This window comes from Paenibacillus sp. MAH-35, assembly GCF_058135425.1.
This window is the reverse complement of sequence record NZ_JBYUPU010000002.1, coordinates 308,448-327,659: the sequence shown is the minus strand read 5'-3', so window position 1 is coordinate 327,659 and position 19,212 is coordinate 308,448. Positions and strand designations below refer to the sequence as shown.

General features: G+C 53.9%; 14 protein-coding genes. 6 read left to right on the top strand and 8 right to left on the bottom strand.

The window, feature by feature from the left end:
* The first annotated feature begins 67 nt into the window (after positions 1-67).
* The 4 genes from AC3Y2E_RS03125 (at position 68) to mqnC (ending at position 5,948) form a co-directional block, all read left to right on the top strand.
* Positions 68-1,456: an extracellular solute-binding protein gene (locus tag AC3Y2E_RS03125; RefSeq protein WP_379207032.1), complete on the top strand. Its 1,389-nt coding sequence runs from the start codon at positions 68-70 to the stop codon at positions 1,454-1,456.
* A gap of 270 nt (positions 1,457-1,726) precedes the next feature.
* On the top strand, positions 1,727-2,719 hold the full coding sequence (locus AC3Y2E_RS03120; protein ID WP_379207030.1) for a hydroxyacid dehydrogenase: 993 nt from the start codon (positions 1,727-1,729) through the stop codon (positions 2,717-2,719).
* A 263-nt stretch (positions 2,720-2,982) separates the two neighbouring features.
* Positions 2,983-4,602, top strand: a complete 1,620-nt coding sequence (locus AC3Y2E_RS03115) for a type 2 periplasmic-binding domain-containing protein (RefSeq protein WP_332075145.1) — start codon at positions 2,983-2,985, stop codon at positions 4,600-4,602.
* A gap of 206 nt (positions 4,603-4,808) precedes the next feature.
* Complete coding sequence (gene mqnC, locus AC3Y2E_RS03110) at positions 4,809-5,948, top strand: cyclic dehypoxanthinyl futalosine synthase (RefSeq protein ID WP_379207027.1); 1,140 nt, start codon at positions 4,809-4,811, stop codon at positions 5,946-5,948.
* 296 nt (positions 5,949-6,244) lie between these two features.
* Here the strand turns inward: mqnC and AC3Y2E_RS03105 are convergent, their stop codons facing one another.
* From AC3Y2E_RS03105 to AC3Y2E_RS03085, 5 genes are all read right to left on the bottom strand, one after another.
* The gene (locus AC3Y2E_RS03105; protein WP_379207025.1) at positions 6,245-7,105 is read right to left on the bottom strand and encodes an ATP-dependent DNA ligase; all 861 of its coding nucleotides are present in this window, start codon (positions 7,103-7,105) and stop codon (positions 6,245-6,247) included.
* A 116-nt stretch (positions 7,106-7,221) separates the two neighbouring features.
* Positions 7,222-7,632: a hypothetical protein gene (locus AC3Y2E_RS03100; protein WP_379207022.1), complete on the bottom strand. Its 411-nt coding sequence runs from the start codon at positions 7,630-7,632 to the stop codon at positions 7,222-7,224.
* On the bottom strand, positions 7,613-7,954 hold the full coding sequence (locus AC3Y2E_RS03095) for a stalk domain-containing protein (RefSeq protein WP_379207020.1): 342 nt from the start codon (positions 7,952-7,954) through the stop codon (positions 7,613-7,615). The genes AC3Y2E_RS03100 and AC3Y2E_RS03095 overlap by 20 nt, the downstream gene beginning before the upstream one ends.
* Before the next feature lie 5 nt (positions 7,955-7,959).
* Positions 7,960-9,924 carry an alpha/beta hydrolase gene (locus AC3Y2E_RS03090; RefSeq protein ID WP_379207018.1) on the bottom strand — a complete coding sequence of 655 codons (1,965 nt, stop codon included), beginning with the start codon at positions 9,922-9,924 and terminating at the stop codon, positions 7,960-7,962.
* A 91-nt stretch (positions 9,925-10,015) separates the two neighbouring features.
* A complete protein-coding gene (locus AC3Y2E_RS03085; protein ID WP_379207015.1) occupies positions 10,016-11,353 on the bottom strand; it encodes an ABC transporter substrate-binding protein in 1,338 nt (445 codons plus the stop codon).
* Between the two features lie 146 nt (positions 11,354-11,499).
* On the opposite strand from AC3Y2E_RS03085, the gene AC3Y2E_RS03080 reads away from it, so the two are divergent.
* Positions 11,500-13,767 carry a helix-turn-helix domain-containing protein gene (locus AC3Y2E_RS03080; protein WP_379207013.1) on the top strand — a complete coding sequence of 756 codons (2,268 nt, stop codon included), beginning with the start codon at positions 11,500-11,502 and terminating at the stop codon, positions 13,765-13,767.
* 98 nt (positions 13,768-13,865) lie between these two features.
* Here AC3Y2E_RS03080 and AC3Y2E_RS03075 read toward each other — a convergent pair whose 3' ends face one another.
* From AC3Y2E_RS03075 to AC3Y2E_RS03065, 3 genes are all read right to left on the bottom strand, one after another.
* On the bottom strand, positions 13,866-15,479 hold the full coding sequence (locus tag AC3Y2E_RS03075) for an extracellular solute-binding protein (RefSeq protein WP_379207010.1): 1,614 nt from the start codon (positions 15,477-15,479) through the stop codon (positions 13,866-13,868).
* 343 nt (positions 15,480-15,822) lie between these two features.
* Positions 15,823-16,746, bottom strand: a complete 924-nt coding sequence (rbsK, locus tag AC3Y2E_RS03070; RefSeq protein WP_379207008.1) for a ribokinase — start codon at positions 16,744-16,746, stop codon at positions 15,823-15,825.
* Between the two features lie 208 nt (positions 16,747-16,954).
* Complete coding sequence (locus AC3Y2E_RS03065; protein ID WP_379207006.1) at positions 16,955-17,833, bottom strand: SMP-30/gluconolactonase/LRE family protein; 879 nt, start codon at positions 17,831-17,833, stop codon at positions 16,955-16,957.
* A 232-nt stretch (positions 17,834-18,065) separates the two neighbouring features.
* Between AC3Y2E_RS03065 and ytxC the strand changes: the two genes are divergently transcribed.
* Positions 18,066-18,986 carry a sporulation protein YtxC gene (gene ytxC / locus AC3Y2E_RS03060; RefSeq protein WP_379207004.1) on the top strand — a complete coding sequence of 307 codons (921 nt, stop codon included), beginning with the start codon at positions 18,066-18,068 and terminating at the stop codon, positions 18,984-18,986.
* Positions 18,987-19,212 lie beyond the last annotated feature (226 nt).

Sequence of the window (19,212 nt, the reverse complement as noted above, 5' to 3'; positions counted from 1 at the left end):
TAACTTCATGGAGACGGGGTTTTTCTTTTTAGGATTTATGTAAATAATTGGAAAGGATGGGGTGGGTATGGCGAGTAGGCCTAGCCGGGCCACGCTTTCGAAACGGATGGACGATATGGTGCGAACGATCCGCGACGATATCGTATCCGGCAAACTGAACGTGGGCGATTTTTTGCCGTCGGAGCGGGAGCTCGGCAAAGTGTACTGCATCAGCAACAAATCGGTTCGCCAATGTCTCGACGCTCTCGTGTCCGAAGGCCTGATCGAGAAAATTCCGAAGGTCGGCAACCGGATCGCCGGCGTATCGGACGGCAACTCCGTAACGATTCGTTTCGGCTGCCACCAGACGACGATCGAAGAAGCCGATCTGGGCACCCTGATCTCCAAATTCCACAAGCTGTATCCGCGTATCCGGGTTCAGCCGATGATGCTGGAACATTATGTGAGTATCCGCCAATCGCTTGAGAGCGGGATTATGGACGTCGTCACGGTGAATATTCCGAATTTTAATGAGATGATCGAGCATGACGCCTTGCATTTGCTGGAAGACCAGCGGCCCAGCGGCGACATCTACCCGTATCTGAACAAAGCGTTTACCCATGAAGGACGGCAATCCGTGCAGCCGTTCCTGTTCTCCCCGGTCGTATTGTGCTATAACCGGAAGCATTTTCAGGAAAACCATCTGCACGAGCCCGACAGCAGCTGGACCTGGGACGATTTGAAGCAAGCCGCGGCGAAGCTGTCGGTTCCCAGCGAACGTTACGGATTTTACTTCTTCCTGCTGTCCTGCAACCGTTGGCCGGTATTTCTGCTCCAGAGCGGGATGCGGCTGCCGCCCGAAGACGAACCGATCCGGCTGTACGGCTCGCCTTGGATGGAGGCGCTTCGGCTGTGCCGGGATACGCTGCTCAGTCAGACGAACCTTCCGTTTTTCTACGAGGAGGCAGATGCGGAGAAGCTGTTCCTGCAGCAGAAGGTGTCGATGATCATGACGACCTATTTCGGCTTGAACGAGCTGAGGAAAGCCGACTTCGAATACGACATCGCTCCGGTTCCATCCTTCGAAAATCCGAAAACGCTGCTCGTCTCGATCGGTCTCGGGATCAACGTCAAGTCCGAGCAGAAGGAAGCGGCCCAGACCTTTATCGACTTTATGACCTCTTACCAGGCCCAGCTGTCGATCCGCCAGCGGACTCTCAGCATCCCGGCCTTGAAGCCTGCCGCCGAGTGGATGGGACCGGAGACGATGTACCGGCCGATCAGGTATCCGATGCACCGCGATATTGTGCCGACCTACAGGATGTACACCGATCTGAACGTAACGTTCGAGATGCTGGTGACGATCATCAACGAGATGAAGCTGTACTGGTCGGGACTCGAATCCGAGCAGGCGGCTTGCGCCAAAATTGACGTAGCCCTGGAAGAGCTGCGCCGAAAAAAACGGCAGGAAGCATAAACAACCGGTCCTCGATCAGGCCGGTTTTTTTGCGGGCCAAAAGCGGCGTAAAGCGCCAGGCGACAACGTTCGACAGTCCGCATTCACTAAAACAATCGGAATAATAAGAGACACATTCTAACTTCTAATTCGAATTTTGTGAGTTACGCATAAGTTACAATCAGCACTTGGAAGCGATTTATTTCTTGACAAAGTCGTTTTTGATCCGTTATTATGAAGTTATTCAGAGTTAGTTGTGAGTCAAAAACGACATTAGAAAGCGGGAACAGCATGAATCGAATTGCCTTGTTGCCCGGTGCCGACATCTGGGAAAGTATTGTAACCGACAAATACTTGAACCAGCTTCGCCAAATGGGAGAACTCGTCGTCAATACGCTTCCCGGCGCGCCCTCGAAGGAACGAGTTGCCGAATTGATCCGCGATGCGGACTTTGCGATCACGTCCTGGGGATGCCCCGCCTTTGATGCCGATGTTCTGCGAGACGCTGGACGTCTGAAGCTGGTAGCTCATGCGGCCGGTACCGTGAAAGGAATTGTAACCCCGGAGCTGATCGAACGCGGCATACGTGTTAGCAGCGCCAATGATGCGCTCGGAGTCGGCGTAGCGGAAACCGCGCTCGCGCTTACGATCACATCACTCAAGCGGATGTGGGAGCTATCCCAAAGCACCCGGGAAGGGACTTGGGAGGAAGGCAAGGAGCATATCCGGGAAATGTTCGATATTACGATCGGCGTCGTAGGCGCCGGTAAAGCCGGAAGGCATTATATTCGTCTGCTTCAACAGTTCGAGGTCGATATCGTCCTGTACGATCCGATCGTCTCCGTCCAGGAAGCCGTAGAACTGGGCTGCCGCAAGGTCGAATTCGAAGAGCTGCTGGCAGTATCCGACGTCATCTCAATCCATGCTCCGTCGATCCCGGAGACGAACCATATGTTCAATGCGAAGGCGTTCTCGATTATGAAAGACGATGCGGTTCTGATTAACACCGCACGCGGGAGCCTCGTTCACGAATACGAGTTGGCGGCCGAACTGGCCAAAGGGCGATTCACGGCATGCATCGACGTCACCGAACCGGAGCCGCCGAGTCTGGACCACCCGTTCCGCAAGCTGCCGAACGTCATCTTGATCCCGCATATCGCTGGCGCGGTCAACAATGGCAAGCAGCGTATGGCGAGACACGCCGTCGAAGAAATTCGGCGCTTTATCGCCGATCAGCCGCTCGAAGGCGAAGTGAACCTGCAGAACCTTCACGTCATTGCCTAGTTTTCCCAGCGTGACAGGAATTGATCTTGATCCTGTCATCGCCTTACAATTCAAGTGGAAGCGTTTGCTGGCCGAATGCCAAGGAAACTAGTGGAGAATTCTATTCAGGAGGTGAGGCGAGACCGTCGATCACGGAATGGGCCTAACGGCCGGAAACCGTCTGAATTTGAATGAATGGGCACGATGAAGGGGATCAGTCGCCAACGTTTTTTACAAAATACCGGAGCTGCTGCGGCATCATATCGGAGGAGGAATTCCATTCCATGAAAACTTTGAAAGTATTAGGGGCGGTCGTAATCGCCAGCACGATGGTACTTACCGCTTGCGGTGCGAAAGAAGAGCAGAAGCCTGCTGCCGGCGGGGATAACGCATCGGCTGGCAACGCGACTAACAATCAGAAGCTGGATCTTCGTTGGTTCCTGTTCGCGCCTGCAACGGCGAACTTGCCTTCGGCCGATAAAGACTTCGTCAAGAAGACGATCGAAGAGAAGTTCAATGTCAATTTGAAAGTAGAATATTTGCCGTTCGGTACAGACTATGATACGAAAATCAACGTAATCATGACCGGCGGAGATCATCCGGACATGTTCCTGGCTAACGGTGCAGCGAGCCAAAAGTTCGCGGTTGACGGATTGCTGGCAGATCAGAGCAAATTTGTAACCAAGCAAACGATGCCCAACTATTTCAAATGGATTACGGAAGACGAAATTAAAAACTACCAGTTGAAGGGCATCACGCATTCCCGTTCGCCAATGCCGTTCCAACGCGGGACGTATGGTTCGTTCTATATCCGGAAAGACTGGCTCGACAAGTTCGGCCTGCAGCTTCCAAAGTCGTATGACGAGCTGATGACGGCGATGAAGAAGTTTTCGCACGAAGATCCGGACGGCAACGGCAAGAAGGATACGTACGGATTCAGCGCGGCTGCTGCCGGCAACCGGATTCCGCTTGACTTCCCGGCTTGGATCAAAAACGGACTTGTAGCCGACTTTATGATCGACGAGAAGAACCTGGAATTCGTAGAAGTGCAAAGCGATGCGAAGGTACAGCAGGTTATTACGGATATTAAAGAAATGATCGCAGCAGGCGTAGTCGATCCGGACTGGTTCGTTAACAAAACGCCTCAGCATTTCGACAAAGCGGCTCAAGGCAAAGTCGGCGTAGTGTTCGCAACCGACCGCAATATCGCTCTGGACTCCGTTCCTACAAGCATTCAAGCGCGTACGAAGCTGATCGACCCGAAAGCCGATTGGCAGCCGATCTTCCCGTTCAAGGATCAGCCGTACGGCTGGAAGCAAGGTACCCCAGGGGGAGCAAGCCCGTTCCTGTTCTCGAAAGCTGTAGCCGACAAAAACCCGGAAAAAGTTCAACGCTCCGTTCAAATTCTCGACTGGCTCGCCAGCGAAGAAGGCTACCTGATGACTCACTACGGTCAAGAAGGCAAGCACTATAAGAAAGAAGGCAAGAAAATTACGATCGACCCGGCCGCTTACGAAGCCGACGTTACGAAAAACGGCAACTTCCTGGACATCTGGAGATTCTTCACGAACTTCGACGATCCGACCGTTCATGGCCTCGAGATCATCGATCCGCGCGTATCCGACCGCGACCGTGCCGTACTCAAGTTCGTTCAAGAGATTCCGAAGCATAAGGGAGAGCCTGTAACTCTGGCTCCGCCTCAAGGCATGAATATCGGCGACTATCGTAAAGAAATGGCTCGTCTGCAAATGGTTTCTCTAATGGACGACAAGGACGCATCGAACTGGCCGAAATACCGGGAAGAACTGATGACCAAGTACAAAGGAAAAGAGATCTTCCAAGCGTATGTCGACCAAGTCAACTCAGTAAGACCGGCTGACAAGCAATTGAAGCCGTTCAAATAAAAAAAGTGTGTTTTGATTCGAAACGTGCTTTGCAAAGCTATCCAAACCCATAACCCATGCAAGGAGGCCGTCCCGATCCGGGACGGCTTCTTTGCGTCGTAAGCCGCGTTTTTGCGTCCGCACCTGTCGATGAATTGCCAAGTTTCATTCTGTTTTTCCGGTGGGCGATATGGTACGATAGAATTACATGCGAAGGAGTGATTAGGATGAGCCGGATCGACCGCATATTAGACAAAGTGCTGGCGGGGGGACGACTGGATTTGGAGGATGGGCTCGCGCTGTACGACTCCGACGAGATCGAGAAGATGGGCGCGGCCGCCAACCAGATCATGCTGAGATTTCATCCGGATCCGGTTGCGACGTTTGTGATCGGGCGGAACGTTAACTATACGAACATTTGCGATGTATACTGCCGGTTTTGCGCGTTTTACCGGGCGCCTGGCTCCAAGGAAGGCTACGTCCTGCCGGACGAGACGATCTTCCAGAAAATTCAGGAGACGATCGATGTCGGGGGAACGGAAATATTGATGCAGGGCGGCACGAATCCGAATTTGCCGTTCAGCTATTATACGAATATTTTAAAGGAAATCAAGAAACGGTTTCCGGATATTACGATGCATTCCTTCTCTCCGGCCGAGATCTGGAAGATGAAGGAGGTTTCCGAAGGCTTGTCGCTGGAGGATGTCGTCCGACAAATTCACGAAGCCGGCCTCGACTCGCTGCCGGGCGGCGGAGCGGAGATTCTGGACGACCGGACGCGCCGCAAGATCAGCCGTCTGAAGGGCAGTTGGACCGAATGGATGGACGTCATGAGGACGGCGCACAAGATCGGGATGAACACGACGGCTACGATGGTCATCGGATTCGGGGAATCGATGGAAGAGCGCGTGCTGCACATGCTGCGCGTCCGCGAAGCCCAGGACGAATGCATTAATAATAAATACCCGTCGCCGGGCTTCCTGGCGTTCATCTCGTGGACGTTCCAGCCGGACAACACGAACCTGAAAGCCGAGAAGCTGGGAGCCGACGCGTACTTGAAAAACGTGGCGATCAGCCGCCTGATGCTCGACAACATCCCGAACTTCCAATCGTCGTGGGTAACGATGGGGCCGGAGGTCGGCAAGCAGTCGCTCCATTTCGGCTGCAACGATTTCGGCAGCACGATGATCGAGGAGAACGTCGTATCGGCCGCAGGCACGACGCACAAGGTCAACATCGGCTCGACGCTCGACCTGATCCGCCAAGCAGGCAAAATCCCGGCGCAGCGCAATACGAAGTATGAGATTTTGCGCGTGTTCGACGATGCGAATGCGAAGGTTGAGAACGATTTTGTGATGCAGAACTAGGTTTGGAGTTGAGGTAAATATTTCATACGATTAACGGGCATGTACTAGGCTGTCGATTCAATGTGGACAACCAAGTGGAAAGGGAAAAGATTACCTTCTTAACACTTCTACACAATGAATCGACAGCCTCATGTACTACACTTAATGGTGTATTTACCCTGTAATCTACAATAGTAACTACAACGTTTGTCTATCATTAATCCACTTGCATGGATTAGTATGGATAAGCGGATAATATAGATAAGGATAATAATAAAATCCTTGTTTATATTACGAATATCACACGAATTACCAAATTACACAATGAAATCCACAAAAACTGGACTCCTAAGGAGTCCTTTTCTTGTCCAGTTTCGGATTTTTACTTTCGCTTTAATCAACGGATTTACATAAACGTTGTGCCGATCTTCCCCGACCACATATGGCTGCATAACCTTATAAAAGGCCTTTCGTTGTTTCGGGGTTACCCCCAACTCTACTAATCCTACATGCTGAATCATGCTCTCACCATCGTACACTCCAACAAGCCAACCAAATTCATCTTTACGCCAGCCAGTCAAGACCACATCTACATACGTCCAGTTAATGATCTTCTGCCAGCTCGGGCTTCGCTGCCCAGCTACATATACGGATTCCTTACGTTTAGCGACAATCCCCTCCATTTGCCTCGATACGATCTCCTGGAATAACCTTTCGCCCTCAAGCTCAATGTAAGGCACAACGCTGATTCGTGGATTCCCAAAATCTACTCCAGCGAGCAGTTCCTTGCGCCTCATCAAGGGCCAGCCGTGTAAATCCTCACCCTTGTACCGAAGGATGTCGAACACCATGTAGTTCGCTGGCTGTGTAGCAGTCAAGCGTAGTATCTTATTAGCCTTTTGTGCAGCGAAGCGCTCCATGACCGTTTCGAAGTCGATCAGCCCAGACTCGCGATTCACGCAAGCGACTTCGCCGTCTAGGATAATGTCGTCCTGCACGATGTCGCACAATTCCGGGTATTGTCGCGTACATTCGTTGTTGTGGCGTGTATAGAGCCGAGTCGCATTGTCTTGGCGCGACAAAATAAGCCGGTGACCATCGATCTTCGGCTCATAAATATGATCCGGGCTGTTGAAGGGAGAGCATGCAGTTTCTAAGAGCATGGGGGATATAAACATATAAAGACACCTCTACCTTAATTGTATCAGTGTCTTCACCTAATATAGACCGGAAAGTGTTGGGATAACCAACAATCTCCACAATATAACCTGTAGTCATCCGAATCATTTGAACGTCACTCCATAATACCTAAATTGCACCCGCCCATCCTTTCAATTTTCACTGACTTTTGCTCGTTGTTGTCGAGAAGTTGGTAATTTAACGTGGAAGGACGCACGAGTTCAATAAAATAATCCCCTGGCGATACTTCCTTACCGTCTGTTCCAGTGTGGTCCCATGTAAATGATGCTATAAAAGCAAACGAACTTGGAATTACCCCCGAAAAATGCGGCAAAGTCCGACTATATACAACCTCATTGCTGTCCATTGACCGAACTTGAAAAGTAAGTTCAATTGGACTAACCGATATATCTTCTTTCATATTGTTGTGGATTTGTGCAAAGAAAGATTGATCATTTTGATAACCACCCCCGGGCGAAATAAATAACGGGACACTTGGAGCGCAATTAGATACCAGTTCTCCCATTTTTTTTTAGCTTCCACTCGATCGTAGTCTTTCCTTGATAAATATCGATTTTTTGCATCCAATTCGTCGATTCCGACCCAGGCTCATATTGGATCGATGCACCCATTTCTTCAGTAAAAAGTCTTAGTGGGATATAGGCTTTATTATTGTAATTGATCAGACCATTATCTCCGGTGACATCAATAGATTTTACCTCACTTCCGTTGTGGATTGTAACAATACTCGGAAAAAGAGTTCCTTGGATCGGTGAAGATGGAACCGCCGCCGTTAGAAGTATCAAAATAACTCCACACCATAATCCGGACATCCATTTGCTCATCATTAAGCTCAGTGTCGCCCGGACCGCCATCGTTCTATATCCGGCATGTCGAAATACCGGAGGATGCCGGGCAGGATGATGCCTTCGCTGTCCAACGGATCGTACTCACGCGAACGAACGAAGTCGGCGATGCTGCTTATCCCGTTCACAGTTTCGACCTGCTTCAACCGGTCGTCCAGGATCGCGGCCAATGCTGCGTACATGCCGAACCGTCCGTCCGCATACAGCCGGATGTCGGGATTCTCTCCGCCGCTGAGCGACTCAACAAGATCGAGGGCGCGCACGACGTCGAACGTCCGCAGTGCGGCCAAGCTGTCATCCAGCCAATACAGATCGGTGACAAACTTATGGACCGTGCCGAAAAAATCGTGCATGCCGCCGGCCGCCGTAACGCCGTTCGGCATAACCGCTCCATCGCCGGATACGTCGAGGACGAATACCGCCCGGCCGGCCTTGCACGTTTCGCGAATCCAGCGAAGACGCGGCCCGATGCTTTTCGTACCGCGCGCCCACAGGCCGATCGTGACAGACGATGCCGGCCCCGCGCATTCGCTTGAACGGAATAGCAACCCATGATTGAATAACGACGTCTGGCTCCACCACAGGATACGTTCGACGCTGAGCTCCTCGTCCAGCTTGCCGAGTACGGCTCTTCGCGGATTAAGCGGACAGGGCGAGCGCCCGCCGTATACCCGCTCGCGCAGCCAGACGAGCGCCCGCTCCTTCCTTGCCGGCTCCGGCATCGCGGTTGAAGCTTCTTCCAGAAGGGCAAGCCGGCCGCAGTTCGCCTCATGGATGGCGTGCGCATCGCCTCTGTCGCCGCGCAGTTGCCCGCTTTTCGTGCACCCAAGCAGCTCCGGGGAAATCGGTTGTATCCCTTCCCACGAGCAAACGGGCGGCTTGCCCAACAGATGTTTGCTGAAAAAAACAGCCGCCGCTTTCGCCATAGGAGGCGAATACGTATGGACGCAGGCGTCTTCGAAATATTCCAGACCCGCTTCTCCGCAGCTGCCGTACATGTCCCAAAACCGTCTCGTACGCTCAACCGTCCTGCGGGTTCCTTCGATCGGGAAGAAATCGTACTCCGCCGCCAAGACGAGCGCGGGTCGCGGCGCCATAGCCATCAGCAGGTCTTCGTGATCGAAGCCAAGCTTCGTAAGGCCTGGCCATATTTGCTCCGCGTCTTGCGCCTGTCCCGCGTACATATAGGATTCGCGATTCATAATGAAGGCAGCGGGCGCAGCAGCCGCGATGCGGGGGTCGCACAGCATCATCATGCTTGTCTGCATCCCGCCTCCGGAGCAGCCGGTGACGCCGATTTTCGCCGGATCGACCTCCGGCCGCGTGCAGAGATAATCGACCGCGCGCATCGCGTCGTGAAGGAAGTAGCGGGCCGAGCAGTCGCCGAGCGGCAAGCTTTGCCTGCCGGCGTATTCGTGCTCTCGCGTGGAGGCGGCAACCCTGGTGTCGCTCGTATCGCGGTCGTAATAGCTGAGCCGCTCGCCCTGGCCGATCGGATCGATCGTCAGTACGATCAGACCGGCGCGGACGAGATGCTGCGAGACGATCTGATACACGTCGCCCTGCTTGGCCATAGGGTTGTGCCCGCACAAGTGCAGCACCGCCGCGGAAGGCGCGCCGGTTCCCGCAGGAATGTACAAGTTTGCCGTCACCCAATGGTTAGGCCTCGACTGGAATATTACCTTGTCGATCGTATAGCCGTCGCGCTGTAAAGTACCGGTAAGGATCGGATCGAGCGGGCAATCGCTCGGCGGAAGGCCGCCAAGCGATTGAATAAACGCGCTCCTCATCCTGCTTTTGCGCCGTTCCAGCTGCTCCAGGGTAACAACCTCGTCCCGGGCCCGGTCCCCCGCTGCGAAAGCTTCCGCCGAACGGCTGTAAACATGCCGCTTCAACTGATCTTTGACATCGTAGATGCCCAGCTTACCATGTTCCAAGTCGTTTACGTTCATCGGAATTCCTCCCATGCAGCAATCGGTTCTTTTCTTCCTTGCCACGCGTAACCGAAAATAAGTTTCGATTCATATTGGGGCCTCCCCGCACTTATTTCTTCATCTCGCTCTCCACATATTTCTCCGCTTGCTCCTGGGCGCTGCGAATCGCGCTGTTCAGGTCGGTCTCGCCCGTGACGAGCTTCAGCACATTCGGAGTCAGGAACGACAATATTTTCGTATCGTAGATGCTTTTGTACGCCATCGGAGCCAAGTTGTTGTAATAGACGGCGCCCCAGTTTTTCCCTTTGTGCTGGCTTTCCGTGCCGATTGCTTTTTTGATCGTATCGTCATTCAGTACAGTCATATAACCTTGCTTGGAGAAGTTCATCTGCATCTCGGCCGACGTCATATATTTAATGACTTCCATCGCAGCGTCTTTATTTTTCGACGTTTTCGTGATCGCGAAGGTTTTCGGATTCGCCTGCGAGCCCAGTTTCGGCTTGTCTTTCAGGACCGGAAGCGAGACGAGGTCCCAATCGATGTCCTTGACGTGCTGAGGGCCGTCGAACGGAAACTGCGAGTTGAACACCATCATCGCCAGCTCTTGCGAGGCTGTCATCTCGGTGTAATACGGCACCTTTTTCTTCGCTGTGGCCCATTCCTTGTAGCCGGAAGTCGCCTGATTCAGGAAATACGTCTCCAGCGCCAGCCGCCACCGTTCGTCGGTCAGCATCGGTTTCTTGCTCTGCGGGTCGTAGAGCGGCATCGAATACTGGCTCATATTGAGAATATGGGCGGGGGATGCCGAGTACCCCATATAGGAGACGCCGCCTTCGCTGCGGGTCAGTTTCCGGTTCAGCTCGCCGACCTCGTCCCACGTCATGCCGTCTTTCGGATACGGAATGCCGAACTTGTCGAAGATGCCTTTGTTGTAAAACATCACCTGAACCAGATTCGTCACCGGCAGGAAGTACAGTTTGCCGTCGCCCATCGTCTTGATCCCGTCGATCAGCGTCGAATCGAACTTGGTCAGATCGACGCCGTGTTTCTTGATCAGCTCGGTCATATCGAGCTTCATATCAAGCCCGAACAGCGGGTCCGGCATGCCGTTAATGCCTGCGATAATAATATCCACGTGCTGACCGGCTACGATGAGATCTTGCAGGGTCGTGCCTTTCGCCGCCTGAATGTATTTGATCGTATAGTTGGGGAATTTTTGCTTAATGAAAGCGCCGTACGACTGGTTGAATACTTCCTCCGAAGCTCCGCCCTGATCTTGAATGACAAGCTCGACAGGCTCTTGGCTAACTTGTTCTTCGACAGGCGGTTTGGCCGTCTCCTTGCCGCCGTTCCCGTTGCCTTCGCTCGTCGTATTGCCTCCGCACGCGGTCATCAGACCTGCTCCTACCAGAACGCTGATTGCTGTCGTCCAACCCTTTTTACTCATGACTGGCACCCCTTATCGTTGTCGTCGAATGAATTCGTTCGGGAGGTCCCATTTCAGCCGTTGACCGGCATCGGGCCCGGACCCTATAATAAAATAGAATGGAAATCGATTACTGCATCGCTTGAATACCGCTAGGAGGAACGCTTATGATAAACCTCTTCGTTCCGCTGTCGCTGAAGTGGAATTCCTTATTTGTCAGACTGCTTTCTTCCTTCCTGCTGCTGATCGTGCTGCTGCTTTCGTTTAATCTGTTCTCGTTCACTTTTTTCAAAACGAACGTTCACCGGGATATCGTCAGCTACAATATGCTGGGCTTGGCCAAATCGGTCGACAGCTACGAGAAGCATTTCAACCTGATCGAGTTTAATCTGATGCAGCTCGGCATGAGCCGGCCCGTTACGGCTTTGGGCAAAAGTCCGGACGTCTACGACTACACGCTGGCGGCCCAGGCGATCGAGCAAATGAAAACGCTAACCGGCAATCCGCTGTTGTTTCTGAACAATATTGTCATCTACAATCCCGACCGGTCTTACTTTCTGGAGAAAAACGGGACCGGTGGCATGCCGGATCTGTTCACGAAGCAATACGCGAGCGATCGTTACGGTGCGGATTTCTGGGTGCAACAATGGAAGAGCGGCAGTTCTGCGTTCCGCTTGTACCCTGCGGCCGGCTTTTATTCCACTTCGCCGATCAACGGCATCTCCGATAAAGGGATGCTGTTTCCCATCCTGATGAAATCCGGATCGTATGCGATTGTTGCTTTTCTCGACGCAGGAAAGCTGTTCGAACGGTTCCATGTCTCTCCGAACAATCAGTTCCTCATTCTGGGCCCGGACGGCCAGCCGCTGTTTCAGCACGGTGCGCCGTGGGAGATGAATACGCTTGCGCAGTCTTTCAGCTCCGGAGAAGGGCACGTGAAGAGCGGCGATAACTACTTGTTTTACAGAAAAGGCGCCGATACCGGCTTCACCTATATCAATATCGTTCCGTTCGCTCATATCGCGGGTCAAGTGTCCCGGCTTAACGTAGTGCTCGTTTCCGTTCTGGGGAGCGCGCTTCTTATCGGATTTTTCCTGGCGGTCGTGCTCAGTCTCAAGTTCAACAGTCCGATCCGCAAGATGATCTCCGGCTTTCAGAAATCGGGCTCTCCGCAGCCATCGAAGACCAATATTCGCGAGCTGGATTGGATTAGCGATAAAATATCCGATATCGTGCGCTCCGAGCGTGAAATCCGCACCGATCTCGATCAGAAGAACGATCTGCTCAAATCGTACGGCTACTTGAGCAAGGTGAAAAACATGCATCAGCAAAGCTTGAACGAGCTGATCGACACTGATAAACCGTTCCGGCTGATCCTATTTCGGCTTACATTCACGGACCGGTTCGACGGGCTGTCCGCCGAAGAACGCGAGAAGGCGTTCTATTATATCCGGGAGCTGATCGCTCTGCAGCTCGGCGAAGGCTTCGCGGAATCGACCACGCTGCAAGTGGAACGCGACCAGGTGCTTACCCTCGTGAGCGGCGAAGTGGATACCGGCGAGATTCTGAACGTATTGAACCGCCTCAAGCATATCGCGGACCGGGACCAGACGTTTTTCCTGATGACGATAGCGGTTCCCCCGTTGTCATGCCGTCCCGGTGAATTCGCATCGGCGTATGAGCAGGCCTGCCTCATGCTTCTGGAACGGCGGCTGGCCTGCGAGACGCAGATCGTCACGAAACGTTCGTCTGCCGTCCCCGATTTGCTGATCGCTCCGGCAGACGATCAGGAACTGTCGATCCAACTGCAGGCCGGCGAGCGGGACCGCGTCTTCGAACTGCTCGGCAAATGCATGCGCAGGCTGGAGGAGAAACATGCGAGCGCGCATCGGTTCGCTTTGTTCGCACAAGAAATATCGTCCAAGATCGAGAAAACGCTGCTGTTTTATCAGCTCGATACGAAAATTTTCATGGAGCGTCATTCGCCCTTCGACCGGATCGGGAAGTGTACCGGAATCGGCCAGCTGGAGCGCCTGCTCGCGGATATGACCGAGGAAGCCTGCATGCTGGTCCAGGAAAAGAAAGCGCGCCAGGACCCGGTGAAAGACTTCGTTCTGGAATACATCATGACGCACTACCGTCAGGATCTGTCGCTGGAGACGGTCGCCGATCAGCTGCAAATGTCGCGCAGTTATTTATCCACCTATTTCCGGGACAAAACCGGCATGACCTTCACCGATTACTTGAACGCGCTCCGGATGAGCAAAGCCAAGGAGCTGCTTAGCTCCGGCGAAGACGTCCGGATTGGCGAAGTGGCGGGGGAGATCGGTTACCGGAACGTCAATTCATTTATCCGCATGTTCAAGAAAATATATGGCGTTACGCCGGGCGAATACCGCCGGATCGCGCTGCAAGACCGGATCGGCCAAGGGTAAGCGCCGATGGTACCCGGGCGCGGCTCCCAGCTCGCGGCTGCCGCTTCTGCCTGGAATCGGCAGCCGTCAGCCTGCGGGTCGGGCATTGTCCACGGCGCTTACGGCGCCGGGGCGCCCCTGTAGCGGTCGTACTGCCGCTGCTTCGCCTCCAGAACGCGATCCAGACCCAGTGAGGCAACCGTAGCGTTGAACCGCTCCCAGTCGATCTTCTCCGGTCCGGTAATGAAACGGGCCAAAGCCGATTCGACATAGGCGCGCAGCGGGGCGCCGTACAGCCCGTCCGTCTCTTTCTCCTCGGGAGTGGGAAGCGTCAGCGATATGGCCGGGATCAGATAGGGCTTCACTTTCTTGGCCTGCCCCGCGCCGACCGGATCGGATTCGAGCATCGCCTGCGGCTGAAGCGACAACGGTCCCTTGTCTGCGCGAATCCACGGCAGCGTCGGCATCGCCCCTAACGATCGGAGCAGCCGGGTCAAGTCCAGCCCGCCCGGATGGTTGGTCGCATATTCGGTAAACCGCGGCTTGCCGTCCGCCATCGTATAGCTGAGCCCTTCGACTCCGAAATTAACGATCCGGCTGCCTTCCTCGCTCGCATAGATGTAATCGAGCCAGCGGATCGCGAGTTCCTGATTCGGGCTGCTGCTCGATATGCCGAACCAGGAGCTGACCGGACCGTATATCTCATAAAATCCGCTGCCGTCCTTTGCCTTAGGCGGCGCGGTCATCACCCATTCCGCATGCGGATCGCCCGCCTGGCGATTGCCGAGCTCGTATTTGGGCCGCAGATTCAGGAAGCCGTTAAGCGCGCCTACACGTCCCGCCGATACCTCGGACAGAAACGAATCCATCGATCTCGTCAAAAAGTCCGGCGCCAGCAACCCCTCGGCATATAACTTGCGCCACCATTCCACCAGTTCTTTCGTTTCCGGCTCCAGCCACTCATACTTCACGGTGCCGTCCGCATCCGGGTAGAACCCGTCGCTATAAAACAGATGGCCGCCGACGGCGCTTCCGAACAGCTTCAACCCTTTCAGCCCCAAATCCGGCAGTAGCGGTATTTCGTCCTGAAGACCGTTGCCGTTCGGGTCGTTCTCCTTAAACGCTTTCAAGACGGCGTACCATTCGTCCAGGGTGGACGGTTCCTGCAGCCCAAGCCGGTCCAGCCAATCTTTGCGGATCATCAGTCCGTACGGATCGGTGTAGGCGACACCGGTCACCACGGATGCAAGCGCATACAGTTTTCCGTCCGCAAGCCGCAGCTTTTTGTCGATTTCCGGATTATCCCGCAAGAAGGCGGCTATGTTGGGAGCATGTGCAGCGATCAGATCGTCCAGCGGAACGACCGTCCCCTTGCCGGCCAATGTGACCGGATCGCTATCCGGGATGTAGAAAATATCCGGCAAATCGGTGCCTTTCGACAGCCTCAACCGGATCGAATCGCCGAATTGTTCTCTGGGAAGCACTTCCCAATCAATTTGAACGCCGGTCTGTTTCTCGATTTCCTGCCATACCGGCAACTGATCCGTATAGCTGTTGCCCGTAAAGTAATTGTCGTTGGTCGCCACACGGAGAACGGGTTTTCCGCCGGACACCGGTCCGGGTGAGGTAATAACGTCTTCCAGTTTGACCGGGGACTCTTGCCGGCAGCCTGATCCAACGGTCAGGACAGATGCGATAGCGATCGCTGCCGCGATGTGCCTTCTGCTTCTCATGGAATAAGCCCCTTCCGATCGTTGAATATCCCGAAGGATGCTCAAAATCTGTGCTGCAAAGTCGTTCGCCTGGCTTGTAATTGTCCCTATCGTACAATAACCGGGGACGATTCGCGACTTCTTTTTCCTCCTTTCCCTTTACCGTTTTTGCGAACTTCTTGAGCAGACAGGGCTTTCCGCTACGTCCGTGCAAACGGACGATGCCAGCTACATTGAATGTAACTGGCACCGGTACGGCTGTATATCGCATTTTCGTCTTATTATCGCTGCATTGTCGCTTTTTCCGACGATCCGCATATAATCGAACGATCGGCATAGTCCAGAATACGCCGGCCGGGAGTGACTACCGTCCCGCTCCCATAACCTCGTCCAACGTCGGCATGCCGTCCTGCGCGCCGAACTTCGTAACCGACAGCGAAGCGGATTTGCCCGCAAAGGAGACGGCTTGATGGAGCGTCCATCCGAGAGCGAGTCCGTAGCTTAAGGCGGCGTTAAACGAATCGCCTGCGCCGGTCGTATCGACGACTGGAACAGTTAAAGCCGGAACCGTCACAAGAGAGCCGCTGTCGTCCACATACGAGCTTCCTGCCGCTCCGCGGGTGACAACGAGCTTATGGCCATGACGCCGTTCCCAATCGGTCATGCTTTGCTGCCAGGCGGCTTCCGAATCGGGCTCTACGCCACTCAGAGCGGCAAATTCGGTCTCGTTGGGCGTCAATAGATCGACCAGCCGAAGCAGCTCATCCGGCAGCGGTTTGGCCGGAGCAGGGTTCAGCACCGTCTTTACTCCTGCGGAACGGGCGATCGTGAGTGCTTGACGTACACTCTCCAGTGGAATTTCCAGCTGGACGAGCAGCAGATCGGCTTGCCGGATAAGCGATTCGCAGGAGGAGACTTGATCCGCTGAGCAATGTTCGTTAGCTCCGGCTACGATGGCGATACAATTATCTTGATGGGTATGGAAAATAGTGGCCGTACCCGTAGATACGCCTTCCAATACAGAGATATGCTCCGTATTCACTCCATGGCGTTTCATTTGACCGATAATCTGATCGCCGAACGGATCGCCGCCTACGGCACCGATCATGTCGATCTGAGCGCCCAGGCGGGAACAACCGACGGCTTGATTGGCGCCTTTGCCCCCGGGAATATAGTGAATACTTTGGGCTTGAACGGTTTCCCCGACCTTCGGCATTTGTTCCATAGAAATGACGAGGTCCATATTTAAGCTTCCGACGATAACGATACGCGGAGTTTTGACCGGCATCGGGCTTCCCCCTTGTGTAGGTTCTATTAGGTCCTAATCGATAGCAATTCCCTAATCAGAATAACGAATCGTCCCGCTTCGTGATATCTCGATGTGGGGGATTTTTTTATACGATCCGGCTATATTGAATCATTCTGCAAGGCATTTACCCGCAAAAAAGAGCCCCGGCCCGGAACGTAATTCCGTTAGCCGGAGCTTGCAGGTATACTTAACCGCCGAATCCGTAGGTAGGCAAACCTTTAACAGCGGACCGGTAGACGAAAAGTCCGCCAGCGAGCGGCTGAGTCGCCAGACTTGTCTCTGAAATGCCGGTTCTTGCGGAGGTGATGTACAGCTCATCCAGATCGGGACCGGCGAACGAACACGAGCTGGATTGCTCGGCCGGGACGTCCACTTTCAGCAAAAGCTCGCCTGTGGCGGGGTTCCATCTGCGGATGCCGTATCCTCCCCACAGGGCGACCCAGATCATCCCTTCCTCGTCGCAGGTCATCCCGTCCGGGACGGCGCCCGGTTCCGTTACTTCCACGACTACCCGGGGATTGCTGATCTCTCCGGTGGCCAGGTCATAGTCGTAGGCCATCACTTTTTTCGTAGGGGAGTCGATATAATACATCGTGCGGTTGTCCGGGCTCCAGGCAAGTCCGTTCGAGCACGATACGTTTTCCAGTACGGTACGGATCGTCAGATCCGGTTCCAGGCAATACAGGGCGCCTTGTCCGGGCGTTCCGTCCAACGACATCGTGCCGGCCCAGAATCGTCCGGCGGCGTCGCATTTCCCGTCGTTGAACCGGGTGTTCGGCTTGCGACCTTCCGGATTGCCGAGAAAAATCAGTTCTCCGGTTGCCGGATCGCAGGCGTAAAATCCGTCCTCCAAAACGATGACCGTCCCGCCCGATCTGCGCGGCACGACCGCACCGATTCTGGAAGGAACCGATATGGATGCGACCGTTTTTTGCGCGGCTACATCGTATGTATGCAACGTTTTTTCTTCGATATTGACCCAGTACAGGCAGCCGTTACGCTCGTCCCAGCTCGGTCCTTCTCCCAACGCCGCTTTGGCGTCCACTGCGAGTTCCGCTTGCGACATCCTGATATCCTCCCTAAGGCATATTTCCTACATTATACACTGTTTCGTCCGCTTGTGGTCATCAATTCGTCGGATCATCAGATAACCGCTGTTCAGGTGCCAAATTGTTGTTTGTATATCTCCTTTGCTCCAGCCATATACTTTTAGAAAGCCGTATTGGATCGGCCGCTGTATGTAAGGCTTCGGGTACGAAGCTGTTCGTATTACCGGTCGCAAGAAGGGAGTGAGTCAGGTGGAGCTGTTTGCCGTTACGCTATCGAAAGATTGGGCGTCCTACATCGACAAGCTGTACGTCAAGCTGTCGTTTGCCGCCCGGGATTTACATAGGAAGGGTCATCCGGTGCGGATCGAATGCGATACGTTCAAGACGCATACGACGCTGCGGTGCGTGGCGGAGCTGCCCGAATTCTGCCTCGACGAGTCGGGAACGGCGGTATTCCGGATGGCAGCCGATACGCTGGCCTCCTATATTTTGGACGAGATGGAGCCGCGTCTGCTGCGCGAGATCATCACGGGACCGTACCGATATACCGAAGAGGAAGAAATAACGTCCATCGAGCAATATTGCAAGCAGCTGCTGGGCGAGCCCGAGCCAAGCGAAAGTCTGCCCAAGCCGCGGCAGCGGACGCAGCATAAAATAGCCGATGCTTTGTTCGCCTATCTGGAAGAGCATAACCGGCTGCATCTGCTCGGCTTCATCCGGTTCCGGCTGGCCGACTATACCAGCGAGCTCCGCGAGGTGGCGGAGTACGCGATTGACGAATACATTATGGATATGCAGTATCAGGAGTTTATTTCGCTGCTGAAATATTTTGTATACATTCAGGAAACGAAAATTCCGGTCGCTCATCTGATGCATCACGGCGGCAGCGACTTTACGATGTACAACGAGCAGATGAAACCGATCAATACTTCCGAGTTCGAAGGGTTCACCATGGAACTCATCGACAAGGAGATTAATTTCGAGGATATGATCGTGAGCACGCTCATCTCGGTATCGCCACAAAAAATCGTCATTCATACCCGGGAGCCGGAAGAGCAGATTGTCAAGACGATTATGCAAATCTTTGAGAACCGGGCGATGGTGTGCACGTATTGCAAAGTGTGCGGAACTGTCCTGAGCGGAATGAACAAAGACCAGTCTTATCCGTAACCGGGACGCGGAGCGTTCCGGATTGGCGGCCATTGACACACCGGTACAGATCTTGTATCATGAGTGCATATAAAACCGATAGAAGCAATGACCAAAGACATGAATCCCTGCAAGACTGTCCAGAGAGAGGAGACTCGCGCTGCAATCTCCTTCTGTTCGACCAGCGGATTTACCCCTTTGCAGCTTTGGCTCGAACCCGCGACAGGCGCGGCAGTAGAATCCAGCG